The organism is Pedobacter nyackensis (assembly GCF_900176505.1).
Lineage (GTDB): Bacteria > Bacteroidota > Bacteroidia > Sphingobacteriales > Sphingobacteriaceae > Pedobacter > Pedobacter nyackensis.
Window position 1 is genome coordinate 104,058 of record NZ_FWYB01000008.1, and the last position, 20,276, is coordinate 124,333.

Below are 20,276 nucleotides of genomic sequence, written 5' to 3' on the forward strand. Positions count from 1 at the left end.
CAGTATTATTTTAAATGATCGGTATTGTTAAATTCAGTAATCGTGAACTGACCACCGGTATATTTAACTTTATAAAGTGTAGTATTTTGATGAGGAAACTCCGTCATTTCCGATATGGGTCTGTTGGTAAGCAAGCATAAGAATAAGCGCATTGCACGACCATGCATACAAATCAAAACAGTTTGCTCATTTGGTGCATTTTTGATGACCTCAATAGCTTCTTTTTCACGAAGCACCACATCATTCGGACTTTCGCCACCTTCGAAACGTGCATCATAATCGCCACCTTCCCATTCCTCCATCAGGCCTTTAAAAGCTGCAATCGCTTCTTCATTATTAGGCTGACCTTCCCATATGCCCCATGCAAGTTCATCTAAACCCGACAACTGTTCCCATGGTGTACCTGCATCAAGAAAATCTTTAACAGTTTGATGGGTACGCTTTAATTTAGAGGTATATACTTTATCAAAGGGAACATCTTTATAGGCAGCATAAAATGCAGCAGCCTGAGTCCGACCTTTATCATTCAGATCGCTATTAATCCCTCTTCCCTGTACAATCCCCTGCTTATTTAAATCTGTTTCACCATGTCTGATGATATATAATTCCTTATCCATTCTAATTAATTACCGGCAATTTATAATACTGAGGCTTCTTCTCGTCTTCAAAAACAACATCAGTATAATCAGTTACAACATTGTACAAAGTATCTCTTTCAATTGGTTTACGATTTACCTGTTTAATCAGGTTAACCAATTCCTGGGTATTCATAGCTGGGTGTTGTTCTTCAGCACCTGCCATAGAGTAGATTTTAGTGGTATCATCTAAAGTACCATCTATATCATCCACACCAAAGTTAAGCGACAACTGTGCAGTCTGCCTGCTAATCATTGCCCAATAAGCTTTAATGTGATCAAAATTATCCATGTATATCCTGGCAATGGCATAATTCCTCAAATCCTCAATTACCGAAACCTCCGGCACATTGTCCATCTGGTTGTTCTGGTTTCTGAATTTAAGTGGAATGAAAGCCTGGAAACCTCCTGATTTATCCTGTTGAACACGCAAGCGTTCCATATGATCAACACGATGCCAAAACTCTTCAATATGCCCGTACAACATCGTTGCATTGGTTTTCATACCCAGTTTATGTGCCTGCTCATGTATATCCAGCCATTGCTCCGCATTACATTTATCATGCGCAATTTTCTCTCTTATTTCAGGATGAAAAATCTCTGCACCACCACCTGGCATTGAATCCAGACCAGCTTCCTGCATATATTTCATTCCATCATAATGACTTAGTTTAGCCTTTTTAAAGATGTAATAATACTCAACAGGAGTTAGGGCTTTGATATGAAGATCAGGGCGATGTGCCTTTGCTTTTCTAAAAAAATCACTATAAAAATCAAGATTCTGCTTAGGTACTACCCCACCGGTGATGTGTACTTCAGTAACCGGTTCATTGTCGTATTTTTTCAATACGTCCATCATACCGTCTACGCTCATCTCCCAGCCTTCTTCACGCTCTTTAATCAAGCGCGAATAAGAACAAAACTTGCAATCATAAACACAAACATTTGTAGGCTCAATATGAAAATTACGATTGAAGTAAGTGTTATCACCATGCTTTCGCTCCCTTATATAGTTAGCCAGGGTACCAAGATAACCAAGCTCCCCATGTTTATAAAGGTAAACACCCTCATCGAATGTAATTCGTTCCTGATTTTGAACCTTTAAGGCTATTGCTTTTAATTCAGCTGACAGATCAGCATCTTCTAAGATCAAAGCAAGTTTTGAAGTAGTATCCATCTATAATGTATAATGGACAAAAATAGTATAAAATCATTAGATACCCGTTTTTTTAACCGATTTTACCTGTCAGCCTTGTGTCAAAGCACTTTACCATCCAATCCCCTTAAATTACAGGGTAAATATGAATATTTCCTCTCTCAGCTAAAAAAACATACTTTTATAAAAAAACGAACTCATGAACAAAGACACCATCCTAAAAACCATATTTGGCATCAGCTTTATCTGTACGGTCATTGGAATTGCTTTCAAAATAATGCACATGGCAACCTTCCTACCTATCCTTGCGCTAGGTGTTGGCTTAAGCGCTGTTTATACGATCATGGTATTAATGGAGATACTTCCATCAAAAAGATTAAATACCTCAGAAAAATTAATGTGGCTTACTGGCTTTCTGTTCTTTAATGCGATTACCGGTTTACTATATTTTACAGGCGGAAGAAATAGGGTAATAGCGGGGTATAGAAAAAGGGTGATATAATTACTCTATAAATATAATTACGATATAAATATCATTACAACAAAAAAAGGTTCGTTTGTCAACGAACCTTTTTTGTTTTTCGAACCTGCTAATCAGGTTAATTGCTGTAAAAGCTGCCTTTCTCTTCAGTTAGTTTATAACTACTGTCTGACCAGAAAAATTACCTTCTCTGAGGAGGCCTCAGGCGCTGTTGCTTTTCGCAACAGATGCCAGACTCCGAATGAGAACGGTTATTTTTCCCCTTATTTTTGCGCTTTAGTAAAGTTCAAAACAATATAAGCTGTACCACTTCCATATTCTACAGGAGTTTTAATCACCATATTGTCTCCATTAGCTGAAGAAAGCAACATCCTGTAACCTTCTGTTACATTTTTAGCTTTATCACCTTCATATATCTTTTTAAACTGGAATGTATCTTCTTTAGGGCTGGCCGACCAGTAAATAGTCTGCATTTTACCAGCACATTCACTTCCTAGTGTATAGCTACCATTACCGCTATTGGTTAGTCTCCATGCACTTCCAATAAAACACTTGTACGATGATTCACCGAATAATGATTTAACAGATGATTGAGGAACGCCTTCAAAAGTAATGTCATTCAACACCCAATTACCGGTTACATTACCTCTTCTAATTGTTTGAGTCGTAGCTGCACCTTTAGGAGAACAGCTTTGCAATACCATTATTGCACTGCAAAAAATGGCTGCTATCAGGAATATTCTTTTCATATTAAGTATTTTTACTTTTTAAATACATAAATCCTGCCAAAACTTCCACATAATAATTTTTAACTTTAGCCTATTAACACCCTCGCTTAATTTTTCAGCATTTAACCCCATAATAATGAGAGCAGAAACCTTAGCCATACATGCCGGAAATTTATACAACATCAGCACGCAGGATGTTACACCACCTATAAATCTATCTACAACTTTTTTAAGAAATGCCGAGGGTGGATACTCTGGTGGACACATGTACAGCAGAGTAAGCAATCCAAACAGATCTGCACTTGAAAACATCATTTCAGAATTAGAAAAAGGAGCTGAGGCCTGTGCACTCTCTTCAGGAAATACAGCAGGAATGACCGTCTTCCAGGCGCTCAAACCAGGAAGCCATATCCTGGCACCCGATGATATGTACTGGGGCTTTAAGAAGCAGCTACAGACCATTTTTGCAGATACACTGGAAATTGACTTCATCGATATGACGGATGTTGAAGGGATCAAAAAGCACATCAAAACCAACACGGTAATGATCTGGACAGAAACCCCATCCAACCCATTGTTAAAAATTACCGATATCGCCGCGATAGCAGAAATCAGTAAAGCGAATGGATTGGTATTGGCCTGCGATAGCACTTTTGCATCACCATGCCTGCAAAATCCGATTCTGCTTGGGGCCGACCTCGTGATGCATTCCTCTACGAAATACATTGGTGGCCATAGCGACGTGCTTGGGGGTATATTGGTTACCGCTGAAAAAAATGAACTGTGGGAAAAAATCAGGAACATACAACAAATTGGCGGTGCAGTGCCATCACCGTTCGACTGCTTCCTATTAATAAGAAGCATAAAAACTCTGGCCTATCGTATGCGCGGACATTGTGAAAATGGTATGGCCCTGGCCCTTTATCTGGAAAAACACCCAGCCGTAGAAACTGTCTATTATCCTGGTCTCCCTGGTCACCCCGGACACGAAACGGCAAAAAAACAAATGAGCAGTTTTGGAGGCATGCTATCCATCCTTGTTAAAGGCGACGCAGAAGAAGCCAGAAAAGTAGTGAACAAAGTAAAGCTATTTGCCCAGGCAACCAGTCTCGGAGGCGTAGAGAGCTTAATCGAACACCGTGCATCAGTTGAAGGGCCCGACACCAAGACCCCACAGAATTTAATTCGGATCTCTGTAGGGCTCGAGCATATCGACGACCTAATTGATGATTTTGAGCAAGCTCTAGCTTAAAATCAGCTCATAAACCCAACAAAAAACACAACACAAAAAGCTAATTACCAAACTATTACAAAATAATCAGAATTTAATTTTGGTTATTTTGTAAGATAGCAGTACATTTGACCCATCAATTAGCGAAAGCTAATCAAGTCAACCCCTCTTAATTGAAAGGTTTGATTTATAAAGAAGTGGCGAGAGACAGGCTCTTTGACCCACTGGCAACCCTCCCAAAATGGAGAAGGTGCCAATTCCTGACCAGCTGGCATGGTGCCATTTGGAAAGATAAATTTAAACGTATGAAAACAATTATTTCCAATCTTAGTCATTATTGTTGCCCACAGCATACCATGTGTATGTGTTGCTGCATGCAATAATCTTTAAATCTTCCTTTTGCATTTCTTTAATTCATCGGAAGGCCCTTAATGGGTACGCAAAACGACTATATACTTTTATGCCCTTTTCTGCCTAATCGTATGCCACTAAGAAACCTATTTAACCATATAAAAAAAATTAAGCTCATATGTCAACTACCCATAAATTCGAAACATTACAAGTACACGCAGGTCAGCAAATAGATCCTACTACAGGTTCAAGAGCCGTACCTATATATCAAACCACTTCTTACGGATTTCAAAGTTCCGAACATGGTGCCAACCTTTTTGCATTAAAAGAATTTGGTAACATCTACACCCGTATCATGAACCCTACCACCGACGTATTTGAAAAACGTGTGGCGGCCCTTGAAGGTGGTGTGGCAGCATTAGCGGTTTCATCCGGACAAGCGGCACAATTCATTGCTTTAAACAACATACTACAGGCAGGCGACAACTTCGTTTCCTCATCACATTTATATGGTGGTTCTTACAACCAGTTCAAAGTTGGTTTCAAACGCTTAGGCATAGAAGTTAAATTTGCCAATGGCGATGATCCTAATGATTTCGAAGCTAAAATTGACGCAAATACAAAAGCAATCTATCTGGAAAGTATCGGTAACCCGGCCTATAGCATCATTGATTTCGAAAAGATCTCTGCTATTGCTAAAAAGCACGACTTACCATTAATCGTAGACAATACTTTTGGCGCAGCAGGCTACCTGTTCAAGCCTTTAGAGCACGGTGCACATATCGTAGTTCAATCGGCTACTAAATGGATTGGCGGACACGGAACAAGTATCGGTGGCGTAATCGTTGACGGAGGAAACTACAACTGGGGAAATGGTAAGTTCCCTCAGTTTTCAGAGCCTTCAGAAGGTTATCACGGATTGGTATTCAGTGACACCTTTGGTGCTGAAGGACCTTTTGGCAACATCCAGTTCATCATTCGTGCACGTGTAGAAGGCTTAAGGGATTTCGGTCCGGCCATCTCCCCTTTCAACTCTTTCCAATTACTACAAGGTCTAGAAACCTTATCACTTCGTGTACAACGTCACGTAGATAACGCCTTGGCTTTAGCTACCTGGCTTGAAAATCACAAAGCTGTAAAAAGCGTAAACTATCCTGGCCTGGAAAGCAGTCCTTACCATACCAATGCTAAAAAATACCTGCAAAATGGTTTCGGAGCAGTATTGTCTTTCGAACTACATGGCGCTAAAGAAAAAGCGACTTTGCTGGTCGACAGCCTTAACCTGGTAAGTCACCTAGCAAATGTTGGTGATGCAAAAACATTAATTATACAACCGGCAGCAACTACACATCAACAATTGAGTGATGCAGAACAACTAGCCGCCGGTGTTACTCCAAATCAGTTGAGAGTATCTGTAGGAATTGAACATATTGACGACATCAAGGCTGATTTCGAACAAGCTTTTGCTGCTATAAACAAATAACAACATTCTCAATTTTATCAAGATCTAATAATGAGTACCATATCCACATACAATTACAACAAAACTTTTAAGCTTGAAAGCGGCAAAAAGTTACGTAAGCTAGAAATAGCTTATCAGACCTATGGTAAGCTAAATGCAAAAAAGGACAATGTAATTTGGGTTTGCCATGCACTTACAGCCAATTCTGATGTATTGGATTGGTGGAAAGGATTGTTTGGCAACAACTCCCTGTTTAATCCTGATGAGCATTTCATCATCTGCGCCAATGTACTTGGATCGCATTATGGAAGTACCAGTCCTGCAAGTGTAAACCCGGTAACGGGCTTACCATACTACCTTGCTTTCCCTGAATTTACCATCAGAGATCTGGTTTCGGCGCATCGCCTGTTAGCCACACATCTAGGCATTCAGAATATCAAGGTACTTATTGGCGGCTCATTAGGCGGACAACAAGCTTTAGAATGGGCCATTACAGATCAAAACATTATTGAGAACCTGATTTTAATGGCTACCAATGCAGTTCATTCACCATGGGGCATTGCCTTTAACGAGAGTCAGCGTTTAGCCATCACGGCCGATCGCAGTTTCTATGCGCAAAAACCTGATGGTGGCTTAAAAGGTCTGAAAGTAGCCAGAAGCATTGCCTTATTATCCTACAGAACATACGATGCCTATTCAACAACTCAACTGGAAAGTGTAAACGATAAAACAGGTTGCTTCAGAGCTTCCTCTTATCAAAACTACCAGGGAGAAAAACTATGCAAACGCTTTAATGCTTACAGTTACTACTACTTAAGCAAAGCGATGGATAGTCATAATGTAGGAAGAAACAGAAACAGTATTACCGATGCCTTAGCATTAGTAAAAGCAAATACACTGGTTATAGGAATCGAAAACGATGTATTATTCCCGGTTTGCGAACAGGAATTCCTAAGTAAGCACATACAAGGAGCAGAATTCCATAGTCTGAAATCTGCCTATGGGCATGATGGATTTCTTATAGAAACAGATGCACTTACCAATGTCATAGGTAATTTCCTTAAGGAGAGCACCAACAAGAAAATAATTAAATTACATAAAACAGCATAATAATTAGATGAGCAAGAAACTTAAAATTGGTTTATTTGGTTTTGGGGTAGTTGGCCAGGGGTTGCACGACATTATCCGTGGTCAGGATTTGAATCTTGAAATCATTAAGATCGCCATAAAAAACGCAGACAAGAAACGTACACTGGATGCACACCTTTTCACAACGGATCATGATGAATTGCTAAACAATCCGGAGATCAATACCATCGTTGAATTAATAGATGACGCAGACGTTGCTTATAATATCGTTAAAAGGGCGTTAATCAGTGGTAAAAATGTAGTTTCAGCCAACAAAAAAATGATTGCCACGCACCTGGCAGAATTGGTTGATTTACAAGAGAAACACAATACGTCATTACTTTACGAAGGATCAGTATGTGGAAGTATCCCAATCATCCGTAACCTGGAAGAATATTACGACAACGAATTACTTCACGGTATCAGCGGTATCTTTAACGGTTCTTCAAACTACATCCTGTCTAAAATATTTAATGAAAACCTTGAGTATGGTGTAGCCCTTAAACAAGCGCAGGACTTAGGCTTTGCCGAAACCAACCCTATCCTTGATGTTGGAGGCTATGATCCTAAATTTAAACTGGCCATCGCTACTGCCCATGCTTACGGTTTGTTCATTAACCCGGATAAAATCTTTAACATAGGTATTCAACATCTTTCGGAGAATGATATTCGCTTTGCAAGAGAAAAGAACTTCAAAATCAAGCTTGTCCCTACAGCACGCAAAATCAGCACGAAACAAGTAGTTACTTATGTAATGCCTAAGTTTGTGAAGTCTGACGATTTCCTTTTCAATGTTGAAAATGAATACAACGGCGTAACCGTTCAGGCAGCCTTTGCCGATAAACAATTCTTTTTTGGAAAAGGAGCTGGCGGCCACCCTACAGGTGCAGCTGTACTATCAGACATTGCCGCTTTAAGATACGATTACCGTTACGAGTATAAAAAATACCACCAACATAACGGACTTGAGCACACAGATGATGTAAGCCTTGAAGTTTACTTGCGTTACACACATGAGTATACAGTAGAAAAACTACAAATTGAAAACATCGTTGAACGTTTCACTCGTGATGATTACAAATATGTAATTGGAAATATAAATCTGAAAAGCCTGTTGGCCAACCGCGAGTTACTGGAGCAAAAAGATGTGTTTATTGCCCACACAGGGAAATACACTTATACAGAGGAGCAGATTCAAACTGTAGCTAAAGAACAAGCATTAGTGAGTTAACCCCTTTTGTTTTGATAATGAAAAAGGCCCCAATTTGGGGCCTTTTTCATTTATGTTGTAAATTATATCTCTCTGTTCGTATCCCAGTTCTCCAGGTAATCTGCTACCCTGCGCACAAAGGATCCACCAAGCGCTCCATCCACAACCCTGTGGTCGTACGATAAAGATAGGAACATCATGTGTCTGATCGCAATCACATCACCAAACTCCGTTTCCAGAACAGCTGGTTTCTTGATGATCGCACCAACAGCAAGTATCGCTACCTGTGGCTGATTGATAATCGGGGTTCCCATTACATTACCAAAAGAACCAACGTTCGTTAAGGTGAAAGTTCCATTTTGTGTTTCATCCGGCTTTAACTTAGAGTTACGCGCACGGCTTGCCAGGTCATTCACAGATTTAGTTAAACCAACCAGGTTTAGCTGATCTGCATTTTTAATAACCGGAACAATCAGGTTTCCACTTGGCAAAGCTGCAGCCATACCAATATTGATATCTTTTTTCTTAATGATCTGCGTACCATTTACAGATACGTTGATCATTGGAAAATCTTTTATGGCTTTACTTACTGCTTCTACAAAGATTGGTGTAAAGGTAATTTTCTCATTTTCACGTTTTTCAAAATTACGTTTAACCTTTTCACGCCACATCACCATATTGGTCACATCAGCTTCAACAAAAGAAGTTACGTGCGGAGAAGTATGCTTGCTCATGATCATGTGCTCAGCAATCAGCTTACGCATCCTGTCCATCTCAATAATCTCATCACCACCGCTTACGCTTGTAGCAGCTGTCGCCGGAGCTTTTACTGCTGGTGCTGTAGCTGGTTTAGCGGCTTGCTCAGCCGAAACAACAGGTGTTGTAGCTACCGCTGCAGGAGCCTTCCCACCTTTTTTATTTTGAATATAGTTTAATAAATCATCTTTGGTTAAACGCCCGTCAGATCCAGTTCCGGCAATGCCGTCCAGCTCATTCAGTGCAATACCTTCCTGCGCTGCAATGTTCTTTACCAATGGCGAATAAAAGCGGTCTGAGGCACTTTCAACAGAAAGCTGCTCCATACCCGGAATCTTTTCTAAAACAGGCTCAGCAACGCGCTCCTCAACTACAACTGGTGCTTCTACAGCTTCAACCTTAACCGGAGTAGCCCCATCTGTTTCTATGATGGCAATTACTGCACCCACTTGTACAATATCGTCTTCTTTAAATAATTGCTTTACTAATACACCAGTAATTGGTGATGGAACTTCAGAATCCACCTTATCAGTTGCGATCTCTAAAATGGTATCATCCAGGTCAATCTTATCTCCGGGCTGTTTAACCCATTTAATAATGGTTGCCTCTGCAACGCTCTCCCCCATTTTAGGTAACAATAATTCGTATTGAGCCATTTTTTATTTTATGATTTGTATCAGGTGCAAAAGTAAAGTTTTTTACAGACTTAAGCCACATCTTGTTTAAGCTCATTTAAAAGCATCGACAAAGCGGCGACGGCAGAACGCTCAATATTTTGGGCTCTGCGGTTACCAAATTTAAATAACCGGGTCGCTACACCACGCTTACTTGCTACGGCAATCCACACAGTACCAACAGGTTTACTTTCAGTTCCTCCATCAGGTCCGGCAATCCCACTTACAGAAATGGCATAATCCGTTTTAAAATTTGCAATAGCACCAAGTGCCATTTCTTTTACAGTTTCTTCACTAACTGCTCCAAAAATATTCAACGTTTCTGGCAATACGCCCAAAACCGACATCTTCAATTGATTGGAATAAGTGACCGCACCACCGGCAAATACCGAAGAACAACCAGGATGCTGGGTTATCATCTGCGCAATATATCCACCTGTGCAGCTTTCGGCGGTCGACAAGCTCAACTTCCTTTTATCCATGATATCCAGGATGGCCTTTTCCAGCGCAATATCATCCTCAACAACTACGTATTGTTTAACCCTGGTAACAATCTGCTGCGCATAAACTTCAATCTCAGCTTTAAGCGCAGCCTCATCCGAACCCGTTCCGCTCAACCTCAACCTGATTTGCCCCAATTTTGGCAAATAAGCCAGTTTGATGTGTGCAGGTAAACCATCCTCAATATCCGCAATCTCCTCAGCCAAAAATGACTCTCCAATATTTGCAGTAAGAATCGTTTTATGAACTATTGCAGGTAGTTTAAGTGTGCGTTTTAAACGAGGCAGAATCTCCTCCTCCATCAGGTACATCATCTCGAATGGAACACCGGGCATCGACACGAATATTTTGCCACGCATCTCAAACCACATACAAGGAGCAGTACCATTCTGGTTTTTAATAACCGTGCAGCCATCAGGTACATCAGCCTGCTTCCTGTTCACTTCAATCATCGGCTTATTAAACCGTGTAAAGATCTCCGTAACATGATCCAGTGTTTCCTGATCCCTTCTAAAGCCCATGTTAAAATACTTTGCCATGGTCACTTTCGTGATGTCGTCTTTAGTTGGCCCAAGGCCTCCGGTAATTAATATGATATCAGCCCTTTTTTCAGCCAGCTGTAAGGCTTCAGTAATGTGATCTGCATCATCAGAAACAGAACTTACCTGCTTCACCTTGATACCGATCAGATTTAATTCCTTAGCCATCCAGGCCGAATTGGTATCCACAATCTGACCAATCAGTATTTCATCACCAATGGTTATAATTTCAGCTAGCATAAAATATCGGTTTTTAGAATTTGGTATAATATCCTTTTCTCTTGCTCAGTTTTAAATCCTGAAGAATCGAAGCTTTAACCTTGATATCCACAGAATAACTTTGATAAAAACCGAAAGGAACCCATGTAAAGGCCATATCCCAGCAATGTAAATCCCTGTATATAGAAAAATTGGTTTGAGAAATTGTTTTCTGTCTAAAATCCCAACCCGAGCTAAATGTTACTTTCCACTTAGGTGTGATGTTGGCATCTCCGTTAAAGTTTAAGGTATTGGTTACCGTAGGATTGTCCCCAACATCACTTGTACTATAATTGAAAGTGTAAGAAAATGCAAAGTTCCATGGAATATTAAAATCTACAAAAGCATTTGGATCGCGACTCACCTTCGCCAAAGCCTCAGCTTGCTCAGGAGTCATACCACCTGTATTCGCATTCTGCTTTAACTTATCTGCGTTCTCATTATTTCTTTTAAAGGCCTCAGGATTCAAGCTATAGTTGAAAGAGAAACCAAAGTTCGTTAAGCGTGGCAGTTGCCCTTTAGACCAGGTGTATTTATCTACCAGGTAACGCTGACTCAGCCCTGTACTCTGGTTTACCGAATCAGCATATAAATAAGGGTTCAAAGTACCATAATAGTTAATCCCTAATTTGTCAGTAAACTGAGAACGACCACTAAAGCTTAAGGTCGACAGTTTAAAACTCTCTGCAAGCAGGTTGTAACTTCCGCTTATACCAAGACCTTGAATAATTGGAATCTTCTTTTCGCCTGTTCCTGTAGTATCTTTTGGATTCAAAAACTTCGCCTCTACTGTATTATCGATGGAGAAACCAATCGATGCATTCCTACCCTCACCAGGTCCGCCATATGCTGAACCTTCATGAATCGAATATTTAAGTGGTACTCTTTCTCCTTTAAAATTGGTAGTCATTACCGGATCACCATTCTGATAAAATGCCTCTTTGTAATTTCCTTTACTTATATCAGAAAAATCAGGGGTATAACCAAAGTTCACACTTGGCGTCATCACATGACGTAAAGCCTTAAACTTACCAAAGTTTTTAAACTGTGCTGTAGAATAGATCTTGGTAGATACACCACCACTTACCGAATACTGACCGGATCTGTTAAACCCTGGAATGGTATCTGTAAAAAACACATCAGAACCATTTGGCACCTTAGCATAAGTCTTCCTGATGGTCTGGAAATGCCATCTTTCCAGGTAACTTACCCCTGTATTAAAGTTAAAATACTTCAATACGTTAAAGGCCATGTTGATTGGAATGTTGTGTTGGAAACCACTTCTGAATTTACTTAGGGTCTCTCTTTTAAATAGTACAGAATCCCCGGCAGTAATACTATTGGTAGCTTGCATACTGTATCCAACAGTTATTTTCTGATACCATTTTTGCTCACCTACACGGTTTGGCGAGTCAAATGGATTAAATGTGGGTACCGACAAGGTAACATCAGGCAAGGTTAGACTCACGCTTTTGGTCTGCGTTTCCTGTGAGTGACGTAAAGCACTGGTTAAGTTAATTCCTTTACCAAAAGTTCTGCTATAGGCAATACTGGATCCTAAAGTGTTTCTTGCAATTTGATTCGGATCATAGGTACCACCTGCAGCTGTTTCTCTATCATAACTACTTGTTCCTGCATCTACACTGGCAGAAAAGGTAGTTCCCGGTTTAGCATTTGGATTTTGCGAATGACTCCAGTTGATCCTGAAATCTTTACTAGTTCTGAAATCACTTGTGCCTTCAGTTCCAAACTGATTATAAGCATAATCAAGATTCACATTACCATTAAACTTATATCTTTTTGTATAGGTAGAGGCTGCCCTGGCACTGTACGATCCATAGGAGTAAATTGAACCAGTTAACCTTGCATCCCAATAATCACTTAATCCAAGATAATATCCACCATCCTGTAAGAAAAATCCCCTTGAGTAATCCTCACCAGGGGTCGGCAATATAATACCCGAACTTTTCTTGTTCGGCTTGGGAAAAAAGGCAAAGGGTAAACCCAAAGGCAGCGGCACATCCTCAATCTTTAAATATAGGGGGCCGGCAATGATCTGGTTTTCCGTGACAATACCTTTTGTTATGTGAATACCAAAGTGCGGATGTGGTAGGTTACAGGTACTAAAAGTCTGCCCTTTACTGTGTATCTCATCGTCGGGCTGTTTCTTTGCCTTACCCCCCGAGAAAAATCCGCCTTCCTGTTCGGTAAAAACCTCGTATATATTTCCGGCTTTCGTTACCGTATTGAACCTCAGCGAGTCGGCCATCGAAGTCCCCTGACCTTCCATCTTAAATATCGGACGTCCAACATATTTCCCTTTGGCGTCTGTCCTTCCACGCGCATAAATAATGTTTGTCTTGTTGTTATAGGAGATGTAATCTGCATCTAGTTCCAAGCCCTGGTACATTACCCGGGCCTTACCGTACAAATAAACAATACTGCTGTCTTTACTAAACGCAATAGAGTCCTTAGCCGCGTATTGAATTTTCTCAGATGCAGAAGTATCTTGCGGATTGCTCTTCAGGGCACCTTTTTTTAATTGATCGTTCTTAGTGGTATCCTTTTTGGTAGTATCTTGCCGAACAACCTGAAAAGTCGAAAATGTAGTGAAAGCTAGCGCATGGTTACTAACAAATGTTAATAAAACAAGCGCTTTTATAAAAATGATGTAGCGTAAAAGTTTCAAATTCGTGTGTGAATGTTATTTTTGCATTAATGTTTAATCCAAAACGTTCAAAATTAATGAAAAATATACCATTGCTTAGACCAAAAGTAATTTTGATCATATTTATTTCTTCGCTATTAACCGTACTGTCTATTAATCAAGGGTTTACGCAAGAATATAAAATAAAAACCATCGTGATAGACGCCGGACATGGCGGTCGTGATGGCTCAACACGCGGTGCCTATTCTACTGAAAAGGATGTGGCCTTAAAAACAGCACTACATCTTGGCGAAGCTATACAAGCCAGTATGAAAGATGTTAAAGTGATCTACACCCGAAGCACCGACGTTTTTATCCCCTTATATGAACGTATAGCCATAGCCAATAATGCTAAGGCCGATCTTTTTATCTCCATTCACTGCAACGATATGCCAATGATCAGGTCAACGGTCGTAACTGGCTATAAAAGAGGGAAAAAAGGAAAAAGAATTCCAATTACCCAAACTGTCTACCGCAAGAGTACTTCTACCCGTGGCGTGGAAACATTTGTATCAGGTATGGGCCGCTTAAACGAGCAGGACGAAGTGATCAAAAGAGAGAACTCTGCTATATTTCTGGAGGACAATTACAAAGAAAACTACGAGGGTTTCGATCCAAACAACCCTGAAAATTATATTATTCTATCTTTGATGAAGAATACCTTCAGAACTCAAAGCTTAAAACTGGCAAAATTGGTTCAGGATCAATATATAAATGTTGGTCGCGTAGACCGTGGCGTACAGGAAAAGAGCCTTGCAGTATTGGCCAGAGCAGGAATGCCTGCAATTTTAACAGAGATCGGCTTCATCAGCAATCCAGATGAAGAAAATTACATGAACTCTCAGGCCGGCCAGAATGAAATCACTGAATGTCTGTTAAAAGCTATTCAGAATTACAAAAAAGGTATTGAAGGTTAAAAATATTGAAGTTTAATTATTAGGTGCAAAAAAATAAAATAAAGATTAAAGACAGATGAGATTAAAAAAGATTGTATTCCTATTTGCTATTTCGCTATTCACCTCACAGGTTGCCTTTTCTCAGGGATATAAAGTTAAAACAATTGTTATCGATGCCGGGCACGGCGGACCAAAATCAGGTGCTGCAGGAAGCTATTCCCTGGAAAAAAATGTAGCCCTAAAAGTAGCCTTAAAACTGGGTAAGAAGTTTGAAGAGGAAATGCCTGATGTTAAAATACTTTATACACGTAAAACCGACGTCGATGTGGAGTTCCATAAAAGGGCCGCCTTGGCCAACGACAATAAGGCGGATATCTTTATTTCTATTCACTGCAACTCTATGCCCGACAGAAAGGTTGTTACCGGGTATAGTAAAAACAAACGCGGACAAAAAATACCTAAATACGCTTATGTAAAAAATACATCAACAAGCGGAACCGAGACTTTCGTTGCGGGTTCACATCGCTTAGATGAACAGGATGCGGCCATTAGGGAAAATGCCGATATCAAGCTGGAGAAAAACTACAAGGAAAATTATGATGGTTATGACCCTAATGATCCAGAAACCTTTATTATATTATCTTTGTTCAAAAATACATTTAGAGATAAGAGTTTAAAATTAGCGCGATTAATTCAAAACAACTACACAAACGATAGTCATCGCGTAAACAGAGGTGTAAAAGAACAAGGGCTGCTTATTCTTCAAAGATGTGGAATGCCGGCAGTACTCACCGAAATCGGATTCATTTCTAACCCGAATGAAGAAGATTACATGAACTCGGAAAACGGACAGGAAGAAATTGTGAAATCAATTTTTAATGCTGTAAAAACATATAAAAAGGAAACTGAGATTTAATTAATAAACAAACTCATACTGAATGAAGATCGCGAACGAAACCAAAGTAGGCATATTAGCAGCCTTCGCCATTGCCTTATTGATCGTAGGCTATAATTTCCTGAAGGGTAATGCCATTTTTTCGGATGAAACGGTCCTCTATGCAAAATACTCTCATGTTGATGGACTCAACGTATCTAAACCTGTTTTAATCAACGGTTTTCAGATCGGACGTGTTGATCAACTTCAATTGTTACCTGACGGTAGCATCCTGGCTACATTAAAGATCAAAGGAACGTACGACATTCCAAAAAACTCTATCGCTAAGCTCGAACAAACAGACCTTTTGGGCAGCAAAGCAATTGTGATGGCTTTAGGTACAGGTACCGACTATGCTCAGGATGGCGACACGCTGAATGCCAATGTTGCAAAAGGCCTGCTTGAAACCGTTCAGCCGGTTCAGAAAAAAGCGGAGCTGATTATCGGTAAAATGGATTCTATCCTAACCAGTGTAAACTCTATCCTGAATCCTAACTTCCAGAAAAACGTAGATAAAAGCTTTAACAGCATTGCCGCTACTCTAACTTCATTAGAAGGTACTTCTAAAAAAGTAGATAACCTGGTAGGTGCTGAAGGATCAAGAGTTTCGGCGATCTTAGCCAACGTTGAAGCCATTTCAGTGAACTTAAAGAAGAACAACGAGAAAATCAATGGCATCCTGGAGAACATCCATAACATTACAGATCAGGTAGCGGCTGCCAACTTTAAAGAAACGATAGCCAACGCGAATAACGCGGTTTCCAGTCTGCAAGGCATCGTAACCAAGATCAACAACGGAGAAGGAACTTTAGGCCTGTTGATTAACGATAAACAGATGTATGAGAACTTAAGCAATGCGTCTAAAAACCTCGACAACCTGATGATGGATCTGAAACAAAATCCTAAACGTTATGTACACTTCTCTGTATTCGGAGGTGGTAACAAAAAGGACAAGTAATCACACAAAGCATTCAATAACAAAAAAGCTTCAGCAAAATGCTGAAGCTTTTTTTTATGCTTTAATATCCGGTTATTCGTTTTCTTAGTTATATAGAAAAAGTACTTCCTTCGAGGGCTAAGTCTGTATTCTCAAACACCGACCTTGCTTCTTCCAGTAATGGATGCAAAACCTTATAACGAGATGAAAAATGTCCGATGAGTAATTTAACAGCTCTGGTATCCTTAGCGATCTGAGCAGCTTGTAAAGCAGTCGTATGATGCGTTTGATTTGCCCTATCCAACATCTCATGTAAAAAAGTAGCCTCATGATACAGCGTATCACAATCCTTTATACTTTCGAAATAACGTTCATCGTATAAAGTATCAGAACAATAACAATACTTTCTGGGTGCGGGTGAATCTTTAGTGTAATCGGCATTTAATAAAACACGTCCGTCGGGAAAGTCCAGGTCTACCCCTCTTTTCAGCAATGGGTAATACTCAATAGGAATTTGCTCCGCTTCAAGTTTCTCTACCATCAGCTTACGTAACCGTTTCTTTTGTACAAATTTAAAACCTGTACAAGGAATCCTATGATTTAAAACAAAGGTTTCAACAGTAAGATCAGCATTTTCAAAAATCAGTTCAGGGATATTGGCCTGCGTAAATACAAACTCTAGTGGATAGCGAAGTACTGTTTCCGAATGTTTAAACTGCAGCTCAAGAATTTCAGCCAGCGCTGCCGGAGCAAATATCTTCATAGGTTTAATCCTTCCGTTTAAATGCAGACTGGAAAGCAGTCCGATTAAACCGAAATAATGGTCACCATGTAAATGGCTGATAAAGATAAAATCTATTTTGTTTGCTTTAAATCCGTACCTGATCAGTTGTTGCTGAGTTCCCTCACCACAGTCGATCAAATAAAATTTCTCATTGCAGTTTAAAAGCTGCGCGGTTGGATTTCTATTGTATACAGGGGTTGCAGAACTACTGCCTAAAATAGTAACCTCAAACTTCATTAACCTTTGTCTACGCTACCTAATAGTTCCTTCTCGATTTCTTCCATAAAGATCAGGTCGGTAGCTTCATCTACTTTTGCAACAATTGTTAAAGCCTGGTCGAGATTCGACATCTCTAATATCTTTGCCACAACGCTGGTTATGCCTGTAACAACGAATAAACCATTTGCTTTTTTACATAACCTGTCTCCAAAAAGCAAGCTACTCAAATCCTGTGAATCATCACACTGTTTCACTGCCGAAAGATCTAAAACGATATTGCAGTATCCCTCTGTGTTCAATAAAATGAACTCAGATTTCAACTTCGGCGCATTGTCGTTTGTTAACTTCGATTCGTTGAGTTTTAAAACAACATACTTTTCATGCTTATCTACTGAAAATTTCATGATATTGATTATTTAGTCTAATACGAAAGTAATTAATTTTATCTGTAAATGAACGTCTGTTTAAAAATTAAACAGACGTTCATCTCCATATTATTAGCTGCAGGCCCGCAGCGAGGCCGCTATGGGCATTAAAGGCTATTTAAAAATGCTGTTACATTTTTTTCTATGCGAGCCACAACATCAGCTTGTTCATTTTTAACAAACTTATCGCCGGTTATCTGCTCATAAAGTTCAATATAACGATCTGATATAGAGCTCACAATATCAGGCGTCATTGCAGGAACAACCTGTCCGTCTTTTCCCTGGAAACCATTTTCAATTAACCATTTACGAACGAATTCTTTCGACAGTTGTTTCTGAGCTTCGTTGTTATCCTGACGTTCAGCGTATCCTTCCGCATAAAAATAACGTGAAGAATCCGGTGTATGGATCTCGTCGATCAAATAAATCTCCTCACCTACCTTACCGAACTCATATTTGGTATCTACAAGAATCAGCCCTCTGTCGGCCGCCATTTGCGTACCACGCTCATATAAAGCATAAGTATATTTCTCCAACTGCACGTAATCAGCTTCAGCGACAATACCCTTTGCTAAAATATCTTCCCTTGAAATATCCTCATCATGACCAACAGCCGCTTTGGTAGTTGGTGTAATTATGGGCTTAGGAAGCTTATCATTCTCTTTTAATCCCTCAGGCAAGGTAACACCACAAACACTACGTCTGCCTGCACTATACTCTCTCCATGCATGTCCTGCAAGATATCCCCTCACCACCATTTCAACTTTAAAAGGTTCGCAGATGCGACCAACCGTTACCATTTCATCCGGTACACTGATCACCCAGTTAGGAACGATATCCTTTGTTGCATTTAAGAACTTAGCTGCAATCTGGTTTAACACCTGTCCTTTAAAAGGAATAGCTTCAGGTAAAACCACATCAAACGCAGATATCCTGTCCGTAACTACCATCGCCATAAACTGATTGTCGATAGTATACACGTCGCGCACTTTTCCCTTATAAAAATTGGTCTGCTTTGGAAAGCTAAAATTTGTTTCTTTTATTGCTGTCATTTTATTTTAGTAGTTAGTAACTAGTAGTTAGTTATTAGATCAAGACGGGGTGCTAGTACCCAAATCTTCTAATTGCCCATTCCCAATTACCTATTTCTATATTACATTTTCTAAATATCAATACCTAAAATTCTAAATACCAATATCTAAATTCTAATACCTATTACTGTATATCGCCGTAGGCTTTTAGTATTCTTTTCACTAGCTTGTGCCTTACTACATCATCCCCTGTCAGGTAAATGATCTCTATACCCGGTATATCTTCAAGTATACGCAAGGCGTTAAACAAGCCCGACATCTGTTTTTTAGGTAAATCAATCTGCGTGATATCACCCGTCACAATGAATTTGGCCGATGGCCCCATACGGGTCAGGAACATTTTCAATTGCAGATCTGTAGAGTTTTGCGCCTCATCCAGAATCACAAAGCAGTTATCAAGCGTTCTTCCGCGCATAAATGCCAGAGGAGCAATCTCAATTGTTCTGTTCTCAATGTAAGTCTTTAGCTTCTCTGCAGGGATCATATCATCCAATGCGTCGTAAAGCGGACGAAGATAAGGATCTACCTTTTCCTTTAAATCTCCGGGAAGGAATCCTAAATTCTCACCTGCTTCTACCGCCGGACGGGTTAATATGATGCGTTTAATCTCTTTATTTTTCAGCGCTCTAACCGCCAGCGCTACCGCTGTATAGGTTTTTCCGGTTCCAGCAGGGCCAATAGCAAACAAAACATCGTTCTTCAATATGCTATCAACCATTCTGCGTTGGTTAGCTGTCCTGGCTTTCACCATTAAGCCATTTGTACCAAATACGATTACTTCTCCGCCGCCCCCATTTAAAGGTTTTTCAGTTCCGTTTTCAGCTACTGCCGACATTTTCTTTGTAACTAAAATAGATTCTACATCATTTGGGGTTAATGAACTGTATTTTTCCAAATGCCCAAGCAGCTGGTTATACTTCAATTCAAAACCTTTAAGTTCCTGATCTTCACCAAGCACCTTAACTTCTGTTCCTCTTGCTACAACTTTTAATTTTGGAAAGGCATTTTTAATCAGCTCGTAATGCTCATTATTTGCGCCCCAAAACTGTACCGGATCTACCGATTCTAATGTTAATTTCAGTTCGTTCAAAATATTGTTTTTTAGATAGGAGTGTATATTTTGATATAAAAATTGAATATTTGTACGCGATTTGCCGCTTACGCAAGATTAAG

General features: G+C 39.8%; 18 protein-coding genes and 1 riboswitch. Of the genes, 8 read left to right on the forward strand and 10 right to left on the reverse strand.

What is annotated here, in order from left to right; translation table 11 throughout:
* Positions 1-5: 5 nt before the first annotated feature.
* Together B9A18_RS15300 and mqnE are read right to left on the reverse strand one after the other, a co-directional pair.
* A complete protein-coding gene (locus B9A18_RS15300; RefSeq protein WP_084290198.1) occupies positions 6-617 on the reverse strand; it encodes a histidine phosphatase family protein in 612 nt (203 codons plus the stop codon).
* Position 618: 1 nt separating this feature from the next.
* Positions 619-1,812, reverse strand: coding sequence for an aminofutalosine synthase MqnE (mqnE, locus tag B9A18_RS15305; protein WP_084290199.1), 1,194 nt, complete (start codon positions 1,810-1,812; stop codon positions 619-621).
* A 178-nt stretch (positions 1,813-1,990) separates the two neighbouring features.
* Between mqnE and B9A18_RS15310 the strand changes: the two genes are divergently transcribed.
* Positions 1,991-2,293 (forward strand): hypothetical protein, encoded by a 303-nt coding sequence (locus tag B9A18_RS15310; RefSeq protein WP_084290200.1) that lies wholly within the window; start codon positions 1,991-1,993, stop codon positions 2,291-2,293.
* Between the two features lie 242 nt (positions 2,294-2,535).
* Here B9A18_RS15310 and B9A18_RS15315 read toward each other — a convergent pair whose 3' ends face one another.
* Positions 2,536-3,021, reverse strand: a complete 486-nt coding sequence (locus B9A18_RS15315; RefSeq protein WP_084290201.1) for a hypothetical protein — start codon at positions 3,019-3,021, stop codon at positions 2,536-2,538.
* A gap of 115 nt (positions 3,022-3,136) precedes the next feature.
* Between B9A18_RS15315 and B9A18_RS15320 the strand changes: the two genes are divergently transcribed.
* The 4 genes from B9A18_RS15320 (at position 3,137) to B9A18_RS15335 (ending at position 8,403) form a co-directional block, all read left to right on the forward strand.
* Positions 3,137-4,252, forward strand: coding sequence for a trans-sulfuration enzyme family protein (locus tag B9A18_RS15320; protein WP_084290202.1), 1,116 nt, complete (start codon positions 3,137-3,139; stop codon positions 4,250-4,252).
* A 163-nt stretch (positions 4,253-4,415) separates the two neighbouring features.
* Positions 4,416-4,529, forward strand: a riboswitch (SAM riboswitch).
* Between the two features lie 231 nt (positions 4,530-4,760).
* On the forward strand, positions 4,761-6,065 hold the full coding sequence (locus B9A18_RS15325) for an O-acetylhomoserine aminocarboxypropyltransferase/cysteine synthase family protein (RefSeq protein WP_084290203.1): 1,305 nt from the start codon (positions 4,761-4,763) through the stop codon (positions 6,063-6,065).
* 30 nt (positions 6,066-6,095) lie between these two features.
* Positions 6,096-7,154, forward strand: a complete 1,059-nt coding sequence (locus B9A18_RS15330) for a homoserine O-acetyltransferase family protein (RefSeq protein WP_084290204.1) — start codon at positions 6,096-6,098, stop codon at positions 7,152-7,154.
* 7 nt (positions 7,155-7,161) lie between these two features.
* Positions 7,162-8,403, forward strand: a complete 1,242-nt coding sequence (locus B9A18_RS15335; RefSeq protein ID WP_084290205.1) for a homoserine dehydrogenase — start codon at positions 7,162-7,164, stop codon at positions 8,401-8,403.
* Between the two features lie 62 nt (positions 8,404-8,465).
* Here B9A18_RS15335 and B9A18_RS15340 read toward each other — a convergent pair whose 3' ends face one another.
* The 3 genes from B9A18_RS15340 to B9A18_RS15350 are packed head-to-tail and all read right to left on the reverse strand — an operon-like array spanning position 8,466 to position 13,799.
* Positions 8,466-9,794 carry a dihydrolipoamide acetyltransferase family protein gene (locus B9A18_RS15340; RefSeq protein WP_084290206.1) on the reverse strand — a complete coding sequence of 443 codons (1,329 nt, stop codon included), beginning with the start codon at positions 9,792-9,794 and terminating at the stop codon, positions 8,466-8,468.
* A 50-nt stretch (positions 9,795-9,844) separates the two neighbouring features.
* The gene (locus B9A18_RS15345; protein WP_084290207.1) at positions 9,845-11,092 is read right to left on the reverse strand and encodes a competence/damage-inducible protein A; all 1,248 of its coding nucleotides are present in this window, start codon (positions 11,090-11,092) and stop codon (positions 9,845-9,847) included.
* Between the two features lie 13 nt (positions 11,093-11,105).
* Entirely contained in the window at positions 11,106-13,799 is a 2,694-nt protein-coding gene (locus tag B9A18_RS15350) for a putative LPS assembly protein LptD (RefSeq protein WP_084290208.1), read from the reverse strand.
* A 56-nt stretch (positions 13,800-13,855) separates the two neighbouring features.
* Between B9A18_RS15350 and B9A18_RS15355 the strand changes: the two genes are divergently transcribed.
* From B9A18_RS15355 to B9A18_RS15365, 3 genes are read left to right on the forward strand one after another with little or no spacing between them, the layout of a single operon-like run.
* Entirely contained in the window at positions 13,856-14,734 is an 879-nt protein-coding gene (locus B9A18_RS15355; RefSeq protein ID WP_394335629.1) for an N-acetylmuramoyl-L-alanine amidase family protein, read from the forward strand.
* Positions 14,735-14,789: 55 nt separating this feature from the next.
* Entirely contained in the window at positions 14,790-15,629 is an 840-nt protein-coding gene (locus B9A18_RS15360; RefSeq protein WP_084290210.1) for an N-acetylmuramoyl-L-alanine amidase family protein, read from the forward strand.
* Between the two features lie 22 nt (positions 15,630-15,651).
* Positions 15,652-16,605 carry an MlaD family protein gene (locus tag B9A18_RS15365; RefSeq protein ID WP_084290211.1) on the forward strand — a complete coding sequence of 318 codons (954 nt, stop codon included), beginning with the start codon at positions 15,652-15,654 and terminating at the stop codon, positions 16,603-16,605.
* An 88-nt stretch (positions 16,606-16,693) separates the two neighbouring features.
* Here the strand turns inward: B9A18_RS15365 and B9A18_RS15370 are convergent, their stop codons facing one another.
* From B9A18_RS15370 to B9A18_RS15385, 4 genes are all read right to left on the reverse strand, one after another.
* Complete coding sequence (locus tag B9A18_RS15370; protein ID WP_084290212.1) at positions 16,694-17,605, reverse strand: ribonuclease Z; 912 nt, start codon at positions 17,603-17,605, stop codon at positions 16,694-16,696.
* Entirely contained in the window at positions 17,605-17,991 is a 387-nt protein-coding gene (locus B9A18_RS15375; protein WP_084290213.1) for an STAS domain-containing protein, read from the reverse strand. Before B9A18_RS15375 ends, B9A18_RS15370 begins: the two co-directional genes overlap by 1 nt.
* A 128-nt stretch (positions 17,992-18,119) precedes the next feature.
* Entirely contained in the window at positions 18,120-19,064 is a 945-nt protein-coding gene (locus tag B9A18_RS15380) for a phosphoribosylaminoimidazolesuccinocarboxamide synthase (protein ID WP_084290214.1), read from the reverse strand.
* 163 nt (positions 19,065-19,227) lie between these two features.
* Positions 19,228-20,193, reverse strand: a complete 966-nt coding sequence (locus tag B9A18_RS15385; protein ID WP_084290215.1) for a PhoH family protein — start codon at positions 20,191-20,193, stop codon at positions 19,228-19,230.
* Positions 20,194-20,276 lie beyond the last annotated feature (83 nt).

Coding starts and splice junctions, on each gene's coding strand:
- B9A18_RS15340 (WP_084290206.1), bottom strand. CDS start 9,794: ATGGCTCAATACGAATTATTGTTACCTAAAATGGGGGAGAGCGTTGCA.
- B9A18_RS15360 (WP_084290210.1), top strand. CDS start 14,790: ATGAGATTAAAAAAGATTGTATTCCTATTTGCTATTTCGCTATTCACC.
- B9A18_RS15310 (WP_084290200.1), top strand. CDS start 1,991: ATGAACAAAGACACCATCCTAAAAACCATATTTGGCATCAGCTTTATC.
- B9A18_RS15365 (WP_084290211.1), top strand. CDS start 15,652: ATGAAGATCGCGAACGAAACCAAAGTAGGCATATTAGCAGCCTTCGCC.
- B9A18_RS15315 (WP_084290201.1), bottom strand. CDS start 3,021: ATGAAAAGAATATTCCTGATAGCAGCCATTTTTTGCAGTGCAATAATG.
- B9A18_RS15335 (WP_084290205.1), top strand. CDS start 7,162: ATGAGCAAGAAACTTAAAATTGGTTTATTTGGTTTTGGGGTAGTTGGC.
- B9A18_RS15375 (WP_084290213.1), bottom strand. CDS start 17,991: ATGAAATTTTCAGTAGATAAGCATGAAAAGTATGTTGTTTTAAAACTC.
- mqnE (WP_084290199.1), bottom strand. CDS start 1,812: ATGGATACTACTTCAAAACTTGCTTTGATCTTAGAAGATGCTGATCTG.
- B9A18_RS15325 (WP_084290203.1), top strand. CDS start 4,761: ATGTCAACTACCCATAAATTCGAAACATTACAAGTACACGCAGGTCAG.
- B9A18_RS15345 (WP_084290207.1), bottom strand. CDS start 11,092: ATGCTAGCTGAAATTATAACCATTGGTGATGAAATACTGATTGGTCAG.
- B9A18_RS15355 (WP_394335629.1), top strand. CDS start 13,856: ATGAAAAATATACCATTGCTTAGACCAAAAGTAATTTTGATCATATTT.
- B9A18_RS15300 (WP_084290198.1), bottom strand. CDS start 617: ATGGATAAGGAATTATATATCATCAGACATGGTGAAACAGATTTAAAT.
- B9A18_RS15370 (WP_084290212.1), bottom strand. CDS start 17,605: ATGAAGTTTGAGGTTACTATTTTAGGCAGTAGTTCTGCAACCCCTGTA.
- B9A18_RS15330 (WP_084290204.1), top strand. CDS start 6,096: ATGAGTACCATATCCACATACAATTACAACAAAACTTTTAAGCTTGAA.
- B9A18_RS15320 (WP_084290202.1), top strand. CDS start 3,137: ATGAGAGCAGAAACCTTAGCCATACATGCCGGAAATTTATACAACATC.
- B9A18_RS15380 (WP_084290214.1), bottom strand. CDS start 19,064: ATGACAGCAATAAAAGAAACAAATTTTAGCTTTCCAAAGCAGACCAAT.